The 17,166-nt window shown below is 66.4% G+C and carries 19 protein-coding genes; 5 read left to right on the top strand and 14 right to left on the bottom strand.

Annotation, left to right across the window (positions count from 1 at the left end; all coding sequences use genetic code 11):
• Window positions 1–57 precede the first annotated feature (57 nt).
• The 11 genes from ACFJI2_RS17050 to ACFJI2_RS17000 form a co-directional block, all read right to left on the bottom strand.
• The gene (locus ACFJI2_RS17050; RefSeq protein ID WP_377701083.1) at window positions 58–483 is read right to left on the bottom strand and encodes a Fur family transcriptional regulator; all 426 of its coding nucleotides are present in this window, start codon (window positions 481–483) and stop codon (window positions 58–60) included.
• Between the two features lie 50 nt (window positions 484–533).
• Window positions 534–863, bottom strand: coding sequence for a four-helix bundle copper-binding protein (locus ACFJI2_RS17045; protein ID WP_377701082.1), 330 nt, complete (start codon window positions 861–863; stop codon window positions 534–536).
• A 92-nt stretch (window positions 864–955) separates the two neighbouring features.
• Complete coding sequence (gene pcaD / locus ACFJI2_RS17040; protein WP_377701081.1) at window positions 956–1,732, bottom strand: 3-oxoadipate enol-lactonase; 777 nt, start codon at window positions 1,730–1,732, stop codon at window positions 956–958.
• 8 nt (window positions 1,733–1,740) lie between these two features.
• Window positions 1,741–3,057, bottom strand: a complete 1,317-nt coding sequence (locus tag ACFJI2_RS17035; protein WP_377701080.1) for a benzoate/H(+) symporter BenE family transporter — start codon at window positions 3,055–3,057, stop codon at window positions 1,741–1,743.
• Between the two features lie 7 nt (window positions 3,058–3,064).
• Window positions 3,065–3,856, bottom strand: coding sequence for a 1,6-dihydroxycyclohexa-2,4-diene-1-carboxylate dehydrogenase (locus ACFJI2_RS17030; RefSeq protein WP_377701079.1), 792 nt, complete (start codon window positions 3,854–3,856; stop codon window positions 3,065–3,067).
• Window positions 3,857–3,858: 2 nt separating this feature from the next.
• Window positions 3,859–4,878 carry a benzoate 1,2-dioxygenase electron transfer component BenC gene (gene benC / locus ACFJI2_RS17025; protein WP_377701077.1) on the bottom strand — a complete coding sequence of 340 codons (1,020 nt, stop codon included), beginning with the start codon at window positions 4,876–4,878 and terminating at the stop codon, window positions 3,859–3,861.
• 30 nt (window positions 4,879–4,908) lie between these two features.
• Window positions 4,909–5,394, bottom strand: coding sequence for a benzoate 1,2-dioxygenase small subunit (gene benB / locus ACFJI2_RS17020; RefSeq protein ID WP_377701076.1), 486 nt, complete (start codon window positions 5,392–5,394; stop codon window positions 4,909–4,911).
• The gene (gene benA / locus ACFJI2_RS17015; protein ID WP_377701075.1) at window positions 5,391–6,770 is read right to left on the bottom strand and encodes a benzoate 1,2-dioxygenase large subunit; all 1,380 of its coding nucleotides are present in this window, start codon (window positions 6,768–6,770) and stop codon (window positions 5,391–5,393) included. Before benA ends, benB begins: the two co-directional genes overlap by 4 nt.
• 23 nt (window positions 6,771–6,793) lie before the next feature.
• Window positions 6,794–7,714 (bottom strand): catechol 1,2-dioxygenase, encoded by a 921-nt coding sequence (catA, locus tag ACFJI2_RS17010; RefSeq protein WP_377701074.1) that lies wholly within the window; start codon window positions 7,712–7,714, stop codon window positions 6,794–6,796.
• Window positions 7,715–7,739: 25 nt separating this feature from the next.
• On the bottom strand, window positions 7,740–8,030 hold the full coding sequence (gene catC, locus ACFJI2_RS17005) for a muconolactone Delta-isomerase (protein ID WP_107870700.1): 291 nt from the start codon (window positions 8,028–8,030) through the stop codon (window positions 7,740–7,742).
• A gap of 21 nt (window positions 8,031–8,051) precedes the next feature.
• Window positions 8,052–9,161: a muconate/chloromuconate family cycloisomerase gene (locus tag ACFJI2_RS17000; RefSeq protein ID WP_377701072.1), complete on the bottom strand. Its 1,110-nt coding sequence runs from the start codon at window positions 9,159–9,161 to the stop codon at window positions 8,052–8,054.
• A 111-nt stretch (window positions 9,162–9,272) separates the two neighbouring features.
• Between ACFJI2_RS17000 and ACFJI2_RS16995 the strand changes: the two genes are divergently transcribed.
• Entirely contained in the window at window positions 9,273–10,187 is a 915-nt protein-coding gene (locus ACFJI2_RS16995; protein ID WP_377701071.1) for a LysR family transcriptional regulator, read from the top strand.
• On the opposite strand, the gene ACFJI2_RS16990 is transcribed toward ACFJI2_RS16995, so the two are convergent.
• Both ACFJI2_RS16990 and ACFJI2_RS16985 read right to left on the bottom strand, forming a co-directional pair.
• Window positions 10,184–11,287 carry a porin gene (locus ACFJI2_RS16990; protein ID WP_377701070.1) on the bottom strand — a complete coding sequence of 368 codons (1,104 nt, stop codon included), beginning with the start codon at window positions 11,285–11,287 and terminating at the stop codon, window positions 10,184–10,186. The genes ACFJI2_RS16995 and ACFJI2_RS16990 overlap by 4 nt on opposite strands.
• 49 nt (window positions 11,288–11,336) lie before the next feature.
• Complete coding sequence (locus ACFJI2_RS16985; RefSeq protein WP_377701069.1) at window positions 11,337–12,692, bottom strand: MFS transporter; 1,356 nt, start codon at window positions 12,690–12,692, stop codon at window positions 11,337–11,339.
• A gap of 191 nt (window positions 12,693–12,883) precedes the next feature.
• Here ACFJI2_RS16985 and ACFJI2_RS16980 point away from each other — a divergent pair, with 191 nt between their 5' ends.
• Together ACFJI2_RS16980 and ACFJI2_RS16975 are read left to right on the top strand one after the other, a co-directional pair.
• A complete protein-coding gene (locus tag ACFJI2_RS16980; protein WP_377701068.1) occupies window positions 12,884–13,669 on the top strand; it encodes a TlpA family protein disulfide reductase in 786 nt (261 codons plus the stop codon).
• Window positions 13,670–13,759: 90 nt separating this feature from the next.
• Complete coding sequence (locus ACFJI2_RS16975; protein ID WP_377701067.1) at window positions 13,760–14,521, top strand: alpha/beta fold hydrolase; 762 nt, start codon at window positions 13,760–13,762, stop codon at window positions 14,519–14,521.
• A gap of 80 nt (window positions 14,522–14,601) precedes the next feature.
• On the opposite strand, the gene ACFJI2_RS16970 is transcribed toward ACFJI2_RS16975, so the two are convergent.
• Window positions 14,602–14,934, bottom strand: a complete 333-nt coding sequence (locus ACFJI2_RS16970) for a CzcE family metal-binding protein (protein WP_377701066.1) — start codon at window positions 14,932–14,934, stop codon at window positions 14,602–14,604.
• Window positions 14,935–15,076: 142 nt separating this feature from the next.
• Here ACFJI2_RS16970 and ACFJI2_RS16965 point away from each other — a divergent pair, with 142 nt between their 5' ends.
• Window positions 15,077–15,748 carry a heavy metal response regulator transcription factor gene (locus ACFJI2_RS16965; protein ID WP_107980693.1) on the top strand — a complete coding sequence of 224 codons (672 nt, stop codon included), beginning with the start codon at window positions 15,077–15,079 and terminating at the stop codon, window positions 15,746–15,748.
• Window positions 15,745–17,163, top strand: a complete 1,419-nt coding sequence (locus ACFJI2_RS16960; protein ID WP_377701065.1) for a heavy metal sensor histidine kinase — start codon at window positions 15,745–15,747, stop codon at window positions 17,161–17,163. Before ACFJI2_RS16965 ends, ACFJI2_RS16960 begins: the two co-directional genes overlap by 4 nt.
• Window positions 17,164–17,166: the final 3 nt, after the last annotated feature.

Here is a 17,166-nt window from a genome sequence, read left to right as displayed (position 1 = left end):
TTCGGACCGGCCGTAAACGCAACTCAATTGCATTTGCGTGCAAAAAAAGGGGGGGGGTTACTTCTTGCTGCAGCGCGGGCAGATGCCTTTGATGAGGAAGTCGACTTCCTCGCTGACGAAACCTTCGGGCATGTTCACGCGGCTTGGCAGCGGCACGTCGTTGAAGCAGGTGACGGCGTCGCAGCTATTGCATTGGAAATGCGCGTGTTCGTGGCTTTGCTGGCCGGCGCCGGCGGAAAAGCGCCACACCTGGTCGGCGCCGGCGATGCGGTGCGCCAGGCCGTTTTCGGTCAGCCATTCCAGCACGCGATACAGCGTTACCGCGTCCAGCGGCGCGCCGGGCAGGTGGTCGTGGATTTCGTGGTGCGTCATCGCCTTCTTCTGTTTGAGCAGGAAGGCTAGTACCCGGGTGCGCGGCTGGGTCAGGCGCGCCCCGGTGTCGCGTATCAGCGATTCGGCTTGGGCGATGTAGGTGTGCGGCATGGTCAGGGCTGGATGGTCAGCCGCATTTTAGCACGCGCGCCCGGCGCCGATCAGGCGGCCATGGCCAGGCAGGCTTGCGCGCAGCGCCGGCATGCGTCGGCGCACGCCTGGCAATGGTCCAGCTCATGGGTGCCGCACTCCTCGGCGCAGGCTTCGCAGATTTCCCCGCACAGTTTGCATGCGGCGGGAGAGAAGCGGCTGCCCCGGCCCATCAGTGCGGAAGCCAGCCGGCAGGTCTGGGCACAGTCGAGGTCCAGCGCAATGCACTTGGCCATGGCTTTGACGTCCCGCTCCGCCAGGCAGGCCGCCGCGCAGTTGTCGCAGGCGGTGGCGCAGGCGTGGCACGCATCGATGCAGCTGTGATAGCTCTGTGGATTCATCAAGGTCTCCTCGCACACGGTTAGATGCGGAACAGTGTAGCGGGGAGGAGGCGCCGGGCGGAACACGATTCCGCCCGGCAGGACCGCGCGGCTCAGGCCAGGAATGCCAGCAGCGCCCCGGTGAACTCGGCCGGCGCCTCGACGTTGGAAATGTGCGAGGCGGGCAGCTGCACCATGCGCGCGCCCGGGATGGCCGCGCGCATGGCTTCGGCGTCCGCCACCGTGGTCACGGGGTCGGCCGTGCCGGCGATGATGAGCGTGGGCGCGGTGATGGCGTGGATGCCGCCGCGCAGGTCGGCGCTGGCCAGCGCATCGCAGCAGGCGGCGTAGCCCGCGTAGTTCTGGCTGCGCAGGGCGGCGGCCATGGCCTCGGCGACGCCGGGCTGGCGCTGCACGAATTCGGGCGTGAACCAGCGCGAGGCGGCGCTGTCGGCGATCTGCCCCAGCCCTTGCGCGCGCACGGCGGCGGCGCGGGCCTGCCAGCCGTCCGCCGTGCCGACGCGCGCGGCCGTGTTGGCGAGCACCAGCTTGTTGATGCGCCGCGCCGCATGCACGCCCAGCCACTGGCCGGTGACGCCGCCCATGGACAGGCCGCAGAAGTGCGCCGTCCCGATATCCAGGTGGTCCAGCAGCGCCTCCACGTCCTGGCCCAGCTGGGAGATGGTGTAGGGGCCGGGGGGGCTGGCCGACAGGCCGTGGCCGCGCGTGTCGTAGCGCACCAGGAAGAAATGGCCGGCCAGCGCGTCGGCCTGCGCCTGCCACATGCTCAGGTCGGTGCCGAGCGAGTTGGAAAACACCAGCGCGGGCCGGCTGCGGTCGCCATCGGTGCGGTAGTGAAGGCAAGTGTCGTTGATGATTGCGATAGGCATGGTCATACTCAGTGTGTGGTGGCGGCCGGTTTGCGTTTCAGGACGAAGTAGGCGAACAGGCCTATCAGGACGCCCCAGAAGGCCGAGCCCAGGCCGAGGAAACTCATGCCCGAGGCGGTGGCCAGGAAGGTGATGACGGACGCTTCGCGGTGCTGCTCCTCCTCGAGGGCGCCCATCAGGTTGGTGGTAATGGCGCCCAGCAGCGCCAGGCCGGCCAGTACGGCCACCAGTTCCTTTGGCAGACTGGCGAACAGCGCCACGATGGTGGCCGCGAGCGTGCCGCCGATGATGTAGAACGCGCCGTTGGCCATGCCGGCCACGTAGCGGCGCGACGGGTCTTCGTGCGCGTCCTTGCCGGTGCACAGCGCGGCTGTAATGGAGGCGATGACGATGGTGATGCCGCCGAAGCAGGCCACCGCCAGCGAGGCCAGGCTGGTGACGCCCATGATGGGCTTGGCGCTGGCCTGGTAGCCGGACAGCTTGAGGATGGCCATGCCGGGCAGGAATTGTCCGCTCAGGCTGACGAGCACCAGCGGCAGCGCGAAACTGAAGGTGGAGCGCCAGCTCCATTCAGGCGCTATCCACTGCGGCACGGCGGCAACCAGCCGCACGCCTCCCAGGTCCGCCTTGCCCGTGCTCCAGGCGATCAGCGCGCCGGTCAGCATCACGATAATGACGGCGTAGCGCGGCAGGAACTTCTTGCACAGGATGTAGCTCGCCACCATGCCCATGGCCAGCAGCGGCATCGTGGCCACGGACTTGAAGGTGTTGACGCCGAACTGGAACAAAATGCCGGCCATCATGCCCGCCGCCAGGCCTTTCGGGATGTGGCGCAGCAGCTTGTCGAAGGAGCCGGACAGGCCGATCGCCAGGATGGCGACGGCCGCCGTGATATAGGCGCCCACCGCTTCATTGACGGACATGGCGGGGAACAGCGTTACCAGCAGCGCGGTGCCGGGGGCGGACCAGGCGGTGATGATGGGCGTCTTCAGGCGCCAGCTGAGCCACAGGCCGGACAGGCCCGCGCCCAGCGAAATGGCCCAGATCCAGGACGACATCATGGCCTGCGGGGCATGCGCGGCGCTGGCGGCCTGGAAGAAGATCACCAGCGGACCGGAATACGAGATCACGACCGCCAGGAAGCCGGCCAGCACGGCCGACAGGGAGCAGTCGCGCAGCCAGCCGCCGCCTGCGCGCGCCGCTGCGCCCGCGCCGCCGGACGTCCCCGGGACCGCCGCCGTCGCCTCTGCCGTCGCCACCGTCGCGCGGCTCGTTGCTGCCGCTGCGGCGCCGGGCTGGGTCGGCTTGATGTCTGGCTGGGTCATGGTCCGCTCAGCCCTGGTCGCCGCCGCCGACCGGCAGCACGGTGCCGGTGATGTAGCTGGCTTCGTCGGAGGCGAGGAACAGAATGGCGCGCACCTGCTCGTCGATGGTGCCGTAGCGGTGCATCAGGCTGCTGGCGATGGTCTGGTCCACGATGCCCTGGTACCACAGCTGTTCCTGCTCGCTGAGTGGCTTGGGATTGCGCGGCACCTTGCGCGGCGGCGCTTCCGTGCCGCCGGTGGCGACAGCGTTGACGCGGATGCCGTCCTGCGCATGCTCCAGCGCCAGGCTGGCCGTCATGGCGTTCACGCCGCCCTTGGCCGCCGAATACGGAATGCGGTAGATGCCGCGCGTGGCGATCGACGACACGTTGACGATCACGCCGCGCTGCTGCTCTATCATGGCGGGCAGCACCGCGTGGCAGCACCACAGGGTGGGGAACAGCGAGCGGCGGATCTCGGCCTCGATCTGCTCGGCCTCGTATTCCTGGTAGGGCTTGGCCCAGATGGTGCCGCCCACGTTGTTGATCAGCACATCGATGCGGCCGAACGAGGCGACGGCTGCGCAGGCCAGTTCGCGCGCGCCGGCGTGCGTCTCCAGGTCCACCTCGCACGCGATGGCCAGCATCGCCGGGAAATCGCGCCCGGACTGCACCTCGGCCAGCACTTCCAGCACCAGCGGCGAACGGTCCGCCAGCACCAGCGATGCGCCTTCGCGCGCCGCCGCCAGCGCCACGCCGCGTCCTATGCCTTGTGCGGCGCCGGTGACGATGACTACTTTATCCTTGAATCGTAAGCTCATGATTACACTCCGCTGCTGGCCGAGAATTTCTCGAAGTAGAAATTGGCCGGGGTCACGCCCACGTCGCCCAGCCAGGTGCGCACCGCGTCCACCATGGGCACCGGTCCGCACAGGTAGACGTCGGCGTCGCCGCCGTTCAGCCAGGACGGCTCCACGTGGTGCGTGGCGTAGCCCTTGCGCGGATGCGTGCTTTCCTGCTCCGCCACGCAGGTAACGTAGCTGAACTGCGGATGCGCGGCCGCGATGCGGTCGAGCTGCTCCAGCGCCACCAGGTCGCAGTCGCGGGTGACGGCGAACACGAGCCGCACCGGCTGCGGGAAGCCGTGCGCCGCCAGCACCTCCAGCATGGACAGGAAGGGCGCGATGCCGGTGCCGCCGGCCAGCATCAGCACCGGCCGCTGCACGGGGCGCAGGTAGAAGCTGCCGAACGGGCCGGAGAAGGCGATCTGCTGGCCCGGCTGCGCCGCCTCGGACAGGTAGCTGCTCATGCGGCCGCCCGGCACGTTGCGCACCACGAAGGAGGCCAGCTGCGAACCGGGCACGGAGCTGAAGGAATAGGAGCGCGTCAGCGCGGTGCCGGGGATCTCCACGTTCACGTACTGGCCGGGCAGGAAGTCCAGCGCCTCCGGCTGCGCCAGCTCCACCGCAAAGCGCAAGGTGGACTCGGACAGCTTTTCCACCGAGGCGATGCTGCCCGGATGGCTGGCAGCGGCCGTCTTGCAGGAGGCCGAAGTGGCGGGGATCTTGATCACGCAGTCGGAGGTCGGGCGCATCTGGCAGTTCAGCACATAGCCTTCGGCCGCTTCTTCCGGCGTGAGCGCGTCCTCGATATAGCTGGATTCGGGCATGTCGTAGCTGCCCGATTCGCACAGGCCACGGCAGGTGCCGCACGCGCCGTCACGGCAGTCCAGCGGAATGTTGACCTTCTGGCGGTAGGCGGCGTCGGCCAGCTTTTCATTGGGGTTGCAGCTGATGAAGCGGGTCACTCCGTCTTCGAACTGCAGTGCGATGGTATGGCTCATGGCCGTGCTCCAGACTGTAAATATGGTGGGTCAAATGTGATACACGTCGATGACCTGATTGATGTAGTCGTTCTTCAGCACGACGTACTTGTTCAGGATCTTCGGGGCGGCGCCGGAAAAGTCGATCACGTAGCGCGACATGCCGAAGTAGCTGTAGTCCGTCTTGTAACGGTGGCTCAGCGTGTGCCAGTTGAAACGCACCGTGCAGACCGCGCCTTCCTGCTTCTCCAGTTCCACGTTGGTGATGTTGTGGCTGGTACGCGTGTCCGGCATGGTGGCGCTGGAGCGTTCGGTCTTGATGCGGAACACGCGGTCTTCCAGGCCCTGGCGGGTGGGGTAGTAGATCAGCGAGATTTCGCGCTCGGGGTCCGAGATCAAGGTGTCGTCGTCGTCCCAGGCGGGCATCCAGAACTGGGCGTCCTCGTGGTAGCACTCCAGCCATTCGTCCCACTGCTCGTCGTCGAGCAGGCGGCTTTCGCGGTACAGGAACGCTGCAATGTCGTTAATGCTGCTCATTTCTGCTCCTCTTCGGCGCGCAGCGCCTGCTTCATTACGTCCAGCCAGTAGCGGTGCTGCACCGTGTACAGGCCTTCATCCTCGGTCTTCACGCCGCTCATCACCGGCTGCAGGCCGATCTCGCGGGCGGCGTCGTCCGCGCCTTCGATCCAGTGCGTGGAGCCGCGGCACATGTCGTTCCATTCCATGGCCTTGCCGGCGTAGCCTTGCTGGCAGGCACGGAATTCCTCCAGGTCGTCCGGCGTGGCCATGCCGCTGACGTTGAAGAAGTCCTCGTACTGGCGGATGCGGCGCGCGCGTGCGTCGGCCGGCTCGCCTTTCGGGGCGATGCAGTAGATTGTCACTTCGGTCTTGTTCACCGAGATGGGGCGCAGCAGGCGGATCTGCGACCCGAACTGGTCCATCAGGTAGACGTTGGGGTACAGGCACAGGTTGCGCGAGCGTTCCACCATCCAGTTGGCGGTGGCGGTGCCGAATTTGTCCGCGTACTCTGCGTGGCGCGGGTAGTTGGGACGGTCCTGCGGATTGGCCCACTTGGTCCACAGCAGGATGTGGCCCTGCTTGAAGGCGTAGAAGCCGCCGCCTTGCTTGCCCCATTTACCGGCGTCCATGGCCTTGATCTTGTCTTCGCGCTTGTTGACGGCGTCGGCCTCGGCTTCCTTGCGGCGGCTGGTGGTGGCGGCATAGTTCCAGTGCACCGCCGAGACGTGGTAGCCGTCCGCGCCGTTCTCGGCCTGCAGCTTCCAGTTGCCTTCGAAAGTGTAGGTGGACGAGCCGCGCAGCACTTCCAGGCCATCCGGCGACTGGTTCACGATCATGTCGATGATCTTGGCCGCTTCGCCCAGGAACTCCGACAGCGGCGCCACGTTCCCGTTCAGGCTGCCGAACAGGAAGCCCTTGTAGTTTTCGAAGCGCGCCAGCTTTTTCAGGTCATGCGAGCCTTCCTTGTTGAAGCACTCGGGGTAGCCCGCGTCTTCCGGGTCTTTCACTTTGAGCAGCTTGCCGCTGTTGTTGAAGGTCCAGCCGTGGAAGGGGCAGGTGTAGGTGGCCTTGTTGCCGCGCTTGTGGCGGCACAGCTGCGCGCCGCGATGGCTGCAGGCGTTGATGAAGGCATTCAGCTCGCCCTGGCGGTTGCGCGCGATGAACACGGGCTGACGGCCGATGTGGGTGGTGTAGTAGTCGTTCACGTTGGCCACCTGGCTTTCATGCGCCAGGTAGATCCAGTTGCCTTCGAAGATGTGCTTCATCTCCAGCTCGAACAGGGCCTCGTCGGTGAAGGCGCTGCGGTGCAGGCGGAAGTCGCCCTTCGCGTGGTCTTCCACCAGGTAGTCGTCCAGGCGCCTGGCCTCGGACTTGACGGGAATGATAGGGATCATGGCGTTCTCCGTTCAGGCTGCGTTCAGGCCGCGGCGCGCACGCGCGCCACTTCGGCTTCCGGCGCGGCCGGGCGTTCGCCGTACAGGCGGAAGTCGAAGTCGATGCTGGCATAGGGCTGGTTCAGGTCTTTCCGGGCGATGGCGGCAGCGTCGGTCACCTTGGCCACGGCCGGCACCAGGCCTTCGCGGCTGGCGAAGGCAAAGTCGTCCCACAGGTATTCGTCGCCGTCGATGTTGATCTGCGTGGTCAGCTTGCGGTGGCCGGCGGCGCTGACGAAGAAGTGGATGTGCGCGGGGCGGCGGCCGTGGCGGCCCAGCAGGTCCAGCAGGGTCTGGGTGCTGCCGCCCGGAGGACAGCCGTAGCCCTTCGGCACAATGCTGCGGAACTGGTAGCGGCCTTCGGCGTCGGTGATGATGGTGCGGCGCAGGTTGAAGTGAGATTGCGTCGAGTCGAAGAAGGAGTAGTTACCCATCAGGTTGGCATGCCACACTTCGACCTTGGCGCCCGGCAGCGGCTTGCCTGCTTCGTCGTACACGGTGCCCTGCATGAACAGCACTTCGGCTTGGTCGCTTTCACTGCCGTCGTCCAGGCGTGCGAAGCCGGTGCTTTCCGGCGCGCCGGCCACGTACAGCGGGCCTTCGATGGTGCGCGGCGTGCCGCCTTGCAGGCCGGCTTTGGCTTCGGCTTCGTCGGCGCGGATGTCGAGGAAGCGCTCCAGGCCCAGGCCCGGCGCCAGCAGGCCCAGTTCGTTGGCCTTGCCGGCGTTGGTGAGGAACTCCAGGCCTTTCCAGAATTCGCTCGGCTGGATGTCCAGGTCTTCGATCGCCTTGCACAGGTCGCCCACCAGGCGCGCCACCACGGCTTGCACGCGCGGGTTGACCGGGCCGGTGGCGGTGTCGATGATCCAGCTCTTTACCAGTTTGTCGATGTCGTTGTGCGTCATGTCAGTCTCCGTCTAGTGGGTTTGATTACAGGTCGTTGCTGCGGATGGAAGATGGATGGCGGCACAGCGGCATCACCTCGATCTTCATGAAGGGGAACAGTGGCAGCGTGGAGAGCAGGGTGTGCAGCTCGTCGATGCTGGCGGTGTCGAAAATGCTGATGTTCGAATACTGGCCGGCGATGCGCCACAGGTGGCGCCACTGGCCGCTGGCCTGCAGCTCTTGCGAGTAGGCCTTTTCGCGCGCCTTGATGGCGGCGGCTTCGGCTTCGGACAGGGTGGACGGGATGTTCACATCCATGCGTACGTGGAACAGCATTGGAATTCTCCTTGGTGGCGGTCAATGGCGGCGCAGGCGGCCGAGTTTGTCGGTGTCGATGGCAACGCCCAAGCCATGGCCGGCGGGCACTTGCAGCATGAAGTCCTTGTACACCAGCGGCTCCTGCAGCACTTCTTCGGTGAGCAGCAGGGGGCCGAACAGTTCGGTGCCGAAGGACAGGTCGGCGAAGGTGGCGAACAGGTGGGCCGACGCGGCCGTGCCCACGCCGCCTTCCAGCATGGTGCCGCCGTACAGCGCCACGCCGGCCAGCTGTGCCACGGTGGCCACCTGGCCGGCTTGCACCAGGCCGCCGGACTGGGTGATCTTCACCGCGAACACGTCCGCCGCCGCGCTGGTGGCGTAGTCGTAGGCGCTGAGCGGGCCTTGCAGGGCTTCGTCGGCCATCAGCGGCACCGAGAAGCGCTGCGCCAGGCGCGCCATGGCGGCCTTGTGGTGGGCCGGCACCGGCTGTTCGATCAGGTCCACGCCGCCCGCTTCCAGCGCGCTGATGGCTTCAATCGCCTGCAGCTCGTTCCAGGCCTGGTTCACGTCCACGCGGATGCTGACCGCGTCGCCCAGGGCGCGCTTGATGGCCAGCACGTGGCTCACGTCGTCGGCTACGGCGCGGGCGCCGATCTTCAGCTTGAAGATGCGGTGGCGGCGCAGTTCCAGCATCTTTTCCGCCTCGGCGATGTCCTTGGCGGTGTCGCCGCTGGCCAGGGTCCAGGCCACCGGCAGTTGGTCGCGCACGCGGCCGCCCAGCAGCTCGCTCAGGGGGATGCCGAGGCGGCGCGCCTGGGCGTCCAGCAGCGCCGTTTCGATGGCGCACTTGGCGAAGCGGTTGCCCTGGATCGCCTTGCGCAGCCTGGCCATGGCCTTGGCCACCTGGCTCGCCTCCATTCCCACCAGCAGGGGCGCGATGTGGGTGTCGATATTGGTCTTGATGCTCTCGGGGCTCTCTTCGCCGTAATTCAGGCCGCCGATGGTGGTGGCCTCGCCCCAGCCCTCCACGCCGTCTTCGCAGCGCACGCGCACCAGCACCAGGGTCTGCGTGCTCATGGTGGTCACGGAGAGCTTGTGCGGACGGATGGTGGGGACGTCTGCGAGGATGGTTTCTATGCTTTTGATCATATCTTATCCGTATAGTCGGTATAATTCGAAGGGATAACATCACGATAAACCCTTGAAAAAGCGTCGTCCAACACTGATTTGGTATCGCGTCAATACTTATAAGGTATAAAGATGGAGATTCGGCACCTGCGCTATTTCCTTGCTGTTGCAGAGGAGAAAAACTTCACCCGTGCCGCGCATCGCCTGTTCATAGCGCAGCCGCCGCTCAGCCGCCAGATCCAGCAGCTGGAAGAGGAGTTGGGCGTGGCGCTGTTCGAGAAGGGCTCGCGGCCGCTGCGCCTGACCGAGGCCGGTGTGTTTTTCCAGGCGCACGCCCAGGTGTTGCTCGACAAGATGGCCGACCTGAAGACGATGACGCAGCGCGTGGGCAAAATAGAGCGCACGCTGTCCATCGGTTTTGTGGCGTCCACGCTGTATGGCCTGCTGCCGGAGATTGTGCGCCGATTCCGCACCCAGTACGAGAGCGTCGATATCACCTTCCATGAACTGACGACGATGGAGCAGATGCGCGCACTGAAGGAAGGCCGCATTGACGTGGGCTTCGGCCGCGTGAAGTCGGAGGACGCGTCGGTGCGGCGCATCCTGCTGCGCGAGGAAAGACTGATCGTGGCGGTGCCGGCGGGACATCGCCTGGCGGAGCCGGGCCGGCCGCTCAAGCTGCGCGAACTGGTGGGCGAGAATTTGATCGTCTATCCGCGCAATCCGCGCCCCAGCTTTGCCGACCAGGTGCTGGCCATCTTCAGCGACAGGGCGCTGCACCCGGAGCACGTGATGGAGGTGCGCGAGCTGCAGATCGCCATCGGTATGGTAGCGGCGGGGCAGGGCATCTCCATCGTGCCGGACAGCCTGCAGGGCATGAAGCGCACCGACGTGCAGTATGTCGAGATCGACGATAAGCACGCGGTGTCCCCGATCCTGTTCAGCATACGGCTGATGGACAGGACCGAGGAAATCCGCAACATGCTGCAGATTATTTACGACGTCTACGAGGCGCGCGGCATCCCGCACGTGAAGGAAGAGCTCTAGAACGTGTGGCGCACGCCGGCCGAGATGCCGGACTGGTTCAGGCCTGCGCCCACCGTGCCGCCGGCGTCGAGCGCGATGGCGGCGGCGCCGGCGTTTTTCATGTGCCCCAACGAGGTGTACACGGCGGTGCGCTTGGACAGGTAGTAGGTCAGGCGCAGCACCGACAGCGTGGAGTCGTTGCCGCTGTTTTTCACGTCGTGGCGCGCCACCTGGGCATCGAGCTGCATCAGCGGCGACAGTGGATAGCTGGCGCCGATGTAGTACAGGTCCGATTCCAGGTCGTTGGCGCGCGTGGCGGCCACCTTCTTGCGGTCCATCACGCCCACGCCGATCTTGGCCGCGCCCAGCATGGCGTAGGCATTCACGGTAACGCGTTTGTCGCTGCTGCCGCTGGTGGTCAGGCCCGCCGCCGCGCCGGTGTTGCCGTACATCTTGTCGTACGAGGCGTTGACGCCCCATGCGCCGCTGTCGTAGCCGACCAGCCCCGTGACCTGGCGGCAGGCCTTGGAATTCCCCGCCACTTCGCCTGCGCAGTTGGTGCCGCCCGGTCCGCCGGCCGAGGAGGCGTCCCGTCCCAGGCTGTAGGTGGCGCCCACCGTCAGGCCGTTGAACGACCCCAGATAGCCGACCGCGTTGTCGCTGCGGGCATTGGGAATGTACAGGTCGATGCTGGACATGCTGAACAGATTCGGACCCAGCACGTCCGACTTGGCCTGCGCCAGGAAGGTCATGTTGACTTGCCGGCCCAAGGTCAGCGTGCCCCATGAACCCTTCAGGCCCACGTTGGCGTGGCGGCCGAACAGGCGGTTGCCCTGGCCGGTGGTCCCGGTGTCGAGGCTCACGCCCGTCTCCAGCGCGAACACCGCTTGCAGGCCGCCGCCCAGGTCTTCCACGCCACGAAAGCCGATCCGCGAGGGCACGCTGCCGGTCAGGCCGGGCACCTTGACCAGGGAGTCGCCTGCCGCGTTGGCGTTGGTGGTATAAACCAGGCCGCTATCGAGGATGCCGTAGATAGTGACCTGGCTTTGCGCCATGGCAGGCATGGCGGGAGCCATGGCCGCGAAAGTGGCCAGTGCGGCGCAAAGTGCTGCTTTTCTCATTGTGGTGTCTCCAGTTGGGGTGTTGTATGAACGTGCGCGAGCCAACGGACTACGCCGCTTCGGGCTGCGTCGGGTCAGGCCGCGCGGCGCCGCGCGCCGCCGACGCCGAAGGCTTCTGGCGGATCAGCGATACGGCGACGACGGCGATGGCGGCGGGGATGGCCATGGCCATGAAGTTCTGCTCCAGCGGCAGCTGCATGCCGACCAGCGTGCCGATCACGATGGGCGCCAGGATGGCGCCGCTGCGGCCCACGCCGGAGGCCCAGCCTATGCCGGTGGCGCGAATCGCCATCGGGTAGAACTGGCCTGCGTAGGCGTAGGTGACGATCTGCGTGCCGATGGTGGACGCGCCGGCCAGGCCCACCAGCAGGAACAGCACTTCGGTGGGTACCTTGTAGCCCAGCAGCGTGATGGAGATGCCGGCCAGCGCATACATGCCGATCAATACGTGCTTGATGTTGAAGCGGTCCGCCAGCCAGCCGCCGCCCACGGCGCCGATCACCGCGCCGAAGTTCAGCACCAGCACGAAGGTCAGCGCGGAGCCCAGGCTGTAGCCGGCGCTGGCCATCAGCTTGGTGAGCCAGGAGCTGAGCGCGTACACCATGAACAGGCACATGAAGAAGGTAATCCAGAACATCATGGTGCTGAAGCCGCGCCCGTCCTGGAACAGCTTGCGGATCGGCGCGCCCGCTGCGCTGTCGGCGGCGGGGATGGTGAAGCGGTCGCCGCTGCCTGCGCGGTAGGACGGCTCCATGCGCACCAGGATGGCCTTCAGTTCCTCCACGCGCTGCGCCTTGATCAGGAAGGGCATGGATTCGGGCATGGACTTCAGGATGAAGGGAATCAGCAGGACCGGCACGCCGGCCGCCAGGAACACGGACGACCAGCCGTAGGCTTCGATCAGTCCCTTGCCCAGCAGCGCGGCCAGCATGCCGCCGACCGCGTAGCCGCTGAACATGAGCGTGACCATGGTGGAGCGGATTTTCTTGGGCGAGAACTCCGTCATCTGCGCCACCACGTTGGGCATTACGCCGCCTATGCCCAGGCCGGCCAGGAAGCGCATGGCGCTGAAGGTGTAGGGATCGGTCGCCATGCCGGCCAGCGCGGTGAACACGCTGAACAGGCCGATGCAGATGGCGATGGCCAGGCGGCGGCCGATCTTGTCGGCCACGGTGCCGAGGAAGATGGCGCCGAACATCATGCCGAACAGCGCGGAGCTGACCATGAAGCCGGCATTCTGGGCGGTCACGCCCATTTCCTTCATGATGGATGGCAGGGCGATGCCGGCGACGGCAAGGTCGTAGCCGTCGCAGATAATGATGATGGCGCACCAGAACAGCACGCCGGCATGGAAGCGGTTGAAACGCGCCCCGTCCGAAAGTTTGTGAACGTCGATTTGCTGCATGATTGTGGTCTCCTGAAAGCCCCGGTTAGTAGTTTTGAATGGGACATTCGGAGAATAGATATACCTTGCAGCGCCGTCCAAGACCGATTTGGTAGCTTTTCGATACCCTCGAAGTATTACATTAATGACCTTTCCGGCGGAGTCGCCGCGCGCGTGCTATCGTGCGCCCGTGAACGGAACAAGGAGCGCACGTGTTTTCTGTGAATGTGGGGCCGCTGGCGCTGCAGGCCAGCCATCTGCTGCTGGCCATGGCCTTCGGCATCGCTGCCGGCGTGGGCTATCTGGTGGGGCGCAAGAACAAGGTCAACGTCACCGGCACCCTGCTGGACATGGCGCTGGCCGCGCTGGTGGCGGGCCGCATCGCCTTCGTGGTGCAGCGATTCGACGATTTTCGCGGCGCACCGTGGTGGGCGGCGTTGGACTTTCGCGACGGCGGCGGCAACTGGCCGGCCGCCATTGCCGGCGCGCTCGCGGTGGCGGTGTGGCGCTGCTGGGGCAAGCCGCAGCTGCAGGCGCCGCTGGGCGCCGGGCTGATCGCGGCGGTGTTCGCGTGGGACATGTCCGGCTCGGCCATCGCGCTGCGCAGCCCGCAAGGCGCCGCCGCGCCGCCCGCGATCCGGCCGTACGCCGGTGGCAAGCCGATGGTGGTGAACTTCTGGGCCAGCTGGTGCCCGCCGTGCCGGCGCGAGATGCCGGTGCTGGCCAGGACGCAGCAGCAGCGCAGCGACGTGGCCTTCGTGTTCGTCAACGAGGACGCCGAAGCGGCGGCCGGGCAGCAGTTCCTCGCCCAACGCGGCTTCGCCGTCGCCAACGCGGTGCACGACGCCGACGCGAAGATCGCCCACGCGGTGGGCGCCTCCGCGTTCCCCACCACGCTGTTCTACGGCGCGGACGGCAAGCTGGCCAGCCTGCACGTGGGCGAACTGTCGCAGGCCTCGCTCAACGCCTACCTGGAGAAGATAGCCCGGGTGCGGTAACGCGGTAATGTGCTTGTAATGCGCGCGTCATGTTCGGGTCATGGGCTGTTTTTTATACTGTCTTTTTCAACCAGAGAGAAGGACAGCATCATGAAACGCTCAATCTTTGCAGCTGCCGCTGCGGCCATGCTGGCCGGCGGCTTTGCCGTCGCCGGTCCAGCCGCGCCGGCCGCGCCTTCAGTGCGCAACGTCGTGCTGGTGCACGGCGCATATGCCGACGGCTCCGGCTGGAACGAAGTCATCGCGCGCCTGCAGAAAGCCGGCATGCACGTCACCTCGGTGCAGAACCCCCTGACATCGCTGGCGGACGACGCCGATGCCACGCGCCGCGTGCTGGCGCTGCAGGACGGCCCGACCATCCTGGTGGGCCACTCGTGGGCGGGAACGGTGATCAGCGAGACGGGCCACGACCCCAAGGTGAAAGCGCTGGTCTACGTGGCCGCGCGTGCGCCGGACGTGGGCGAAGATTACGCAGCGCTGGCCGCCAGGTTCCCGGCGCCGCCGGCCAGCGCCGGGCTGGTGAAGTCGCCCGACGGCTACGCGCAACTGAGCGAACAGGCCTTCGTGCGCGACTTCGCGGGCGACCTGGACCCGGCGCAGGCCCGCGTGCTGTACGCGGGCCAGGGCCGCATTGCGCAGACGCTGTTTGCGGGCCGCACCACGCAGGCGGCGTGGAAATCCAAGCCAAGCTACTACGCCATTTCGCTGCAGGACCGCACCACCTCGCCGGAGCTGGAGCGCTTTGTCGCGAAGCGCATGGGCGCCCGGACTATCGAACTGGAGTCCAGCCATGTGTCGATGATCTCGCATCCGGATGACATCGCCAACCTGATCCTGGAGGCAGCGAAGTAACGCTGAAAGCGCCGGCAGCCCCGGCGCGCCACGATGTTGTATCGTGACGCGCCGGGGCTGCCGGCGCTTGCTTGTCTGGATCAGCGGTACAGCGGATTGGCGCCGACGTAGACGATGACTTTCGGGTCCACGCTGCCTGCCGGCGCGATGTTCGCCAGGGAGAAGGCGCTCTCGCCGACCAGCGTGTCAAAATGCCAGGTGAAGGTGTTGCCGTCGGCGGTCTTGAATTCCACCGTATCGCCATTGTCCACATTGACGCCGGAGGTGGCCGGAGTCAGGGCGATCTGGCGCTGGGCATTGGCCGGCGCCACGGCCTTGCCATAGGCGCCGGTGCCGGTGGTGGAAGCGAAAGCACCGGCGGAAGCAGCGGCCAGGGTAGCGGCCAGCGCCGCCATGCGAATTGCGTTTAACATGATGTAGTCCTTGTGTTTGGGTTGGCTTGTCACGGTTCCCATGCTAACGACCCACCGCTGACGTGAAGATGACGTGCAAATTACAGATTTGTAATCCATGCGGCTGCCATAAACGCCGACAATGGTGCATCTGGAGGACGTGATGAAAATACTGGTGGTGGAAGACGAACCGAAAGCGGGCGATTACCTGGTCAAGGGCCTGCAGGAATCGGGCTACGTGGCGGACCTGGCGCGCAATGGCGTGGACGGGCTGGCGCTGGCGCTGGAATTCGACTATGAACTGATCGTGCTGGACGTGATGCTGCCGCAGCTGGACGGCTGGGCCGTGCTCGGCAAGCTGCGCGAGCGCAAGCAGACCCCGGTGCTGTTCCTGACCGCGCGCGACGACGTGGCCGACCGCGTGAAGGGCCTGGAACTGGGCGCGGACGACTACCTGGTCAAGCCGTTCGCCTTCGCCGAGCTGCTGGCCCGCATCAAGACGTTGATGCGGCGCGGCCCGGTGCGCGAGATGGAGCTGATCAAGGTGGCCGACCTGGAGATCGACGTGCTGCGCCGCCGCGTCACGCGCCAGGCTGCCCGCATCGAGCTGACGGCGAAGGAATTCGCGCTGCTGCATCTGCTGGCCAAGCGCCAGGGCGAAGTGCTGTCGCGCACGCAGATCGCCTCCATGGTGTGGGACATGAACTTCGACTCCGACACCAACGTGGTGGACGTGGCGGTGCGCCGCCTGCGCGCCAAGATCGACGACCCCTACGACGTGAAGCTGATCCAGACCGTGCGCGGCATGGGCTACCTGCTGGAGCACCGGCCGTGAGCCTGGGCGCCATGCGCCTGGCCGGCAGGCGCCCGAGGCCACTGTCGCTCACCGTGCGCGTGGCGCTGCTGCTGGCGGCGGTGACCAGCGCCACCTTCCTGGCCGCAGGGACCTATCTGTACCAAACCCTGGCGCGCCAGATGCACTACCGCGACGACGTGGAGCTGATCAGCAAGGCCTCGCAGATCCGCCGCATCGTGGCCACGCTGCCGTCCCCGCAGGCCATCGCGCGCGACCAGCGTCCACTGGTGGAAACCCTGTCCGGCCACAACGACTTCATGCTGCGCGTGAAGGGGCCGGACGGCGAACGCCTGCTGCAAACGGCCATCACCTCGCGCCCCTTGCCGAAAATCGCCAGCGTGCCCGCGCAAAACGTGCTGACGCTGGACGACATCCACGACTGGGTGCCCGAGCAGGGCAGCGGCCGCATGGTCAGCGCGGTGGGCCTGGCGGGCGGCGAGCCGGTGGAGATCACGCTGGCGCGCGAACGCTCCGACAGGCTGCGCGTCCTGAAACGGTACGGCACCGATCTGCTGGTGGCGCTGGCCGGCGGCGCCGCGCTGGCGGCCTTGCTGGGCTATGCCGTGGTGCGCCACAGCATGCGCAGCGTGCGCTCGCTGATCGGCAAGGCGAACGCCATCCACACCAGCCGCCTGAATACCCGGCTGTCGGTGCAGGACGCGCCGGCCGAGCTGCGCGAAATGGGCGAAGCCTACAACGCCATGCTGGACCGGCTGGAAGAGGGCGTGCAGCGCCTGTCCGGTTTTGCCGCCGATCTCGCGCACGACCTGCGCACGCCGGTCAACACCTTGATGATGGAAACCCAGGTGGCCCTGTCACGTCCGCGCACGGTGGAAGAGTACCAGTCGCTGCTGGCGTCCAATTCCGAAGAGTACGAGCGGCTGGCGCGCATGATAGAGAACACGCTGTTCCTGGCGCGGGTGGACAACGCCCAGCTGGCGCTGCAGCGCGAACAGCTGGACCTGCGCGCCGAGCTGCTGCGCATTCACGACTACTTCGAGCTGCTGGCCGATGACGTGGGCGTGCGGCTGGCGGTCGATGCGCCGGCGCTGCAGGCGCAGGTCGATCCGGTGCTGCTGCAGCGCGCTGTCAACAACCTGGTGTCGAACGCCATCCGCTACACGCCTGCGGGCGGCGAAGTGCGGCTGTCGGCGCGCCGCGCCGGACAGGGCGTCGAGCTGGCCGTCAGCAATACCGGCCCCGGCATCGCCGCCGAACACCTGCCGCACATCTTCGACCGCTACTACCGCGCCGACGCGGCCCGCTCCAGCCAGGCGCATTCGGCCGGGCTGGGCCTGTCCATCGTGCGCGCCATCATGCGGCTGCACGGGGGCGACGTGCGGGTGGAAAGCGTACCTGGCGGGACCACCACCTTTTTCCTGCGGTTCAGTTAGCGG

This window comes from Pseudoduganella sp. UC29_71, assembly GCF_042693265.1.
In the GTDB taxonomy this organism is placed as follows: Bacteria; Pseudomonadota; Gammaproteobacteria; order Burkholderiales; family Burkholderiaceae_D; genus Rugamonas.
The sequence above is the reverse complement of the archived record's forward strand: the minus strand, read 5'-3'. Positions and strand labels throughout refer to the sequence as shown.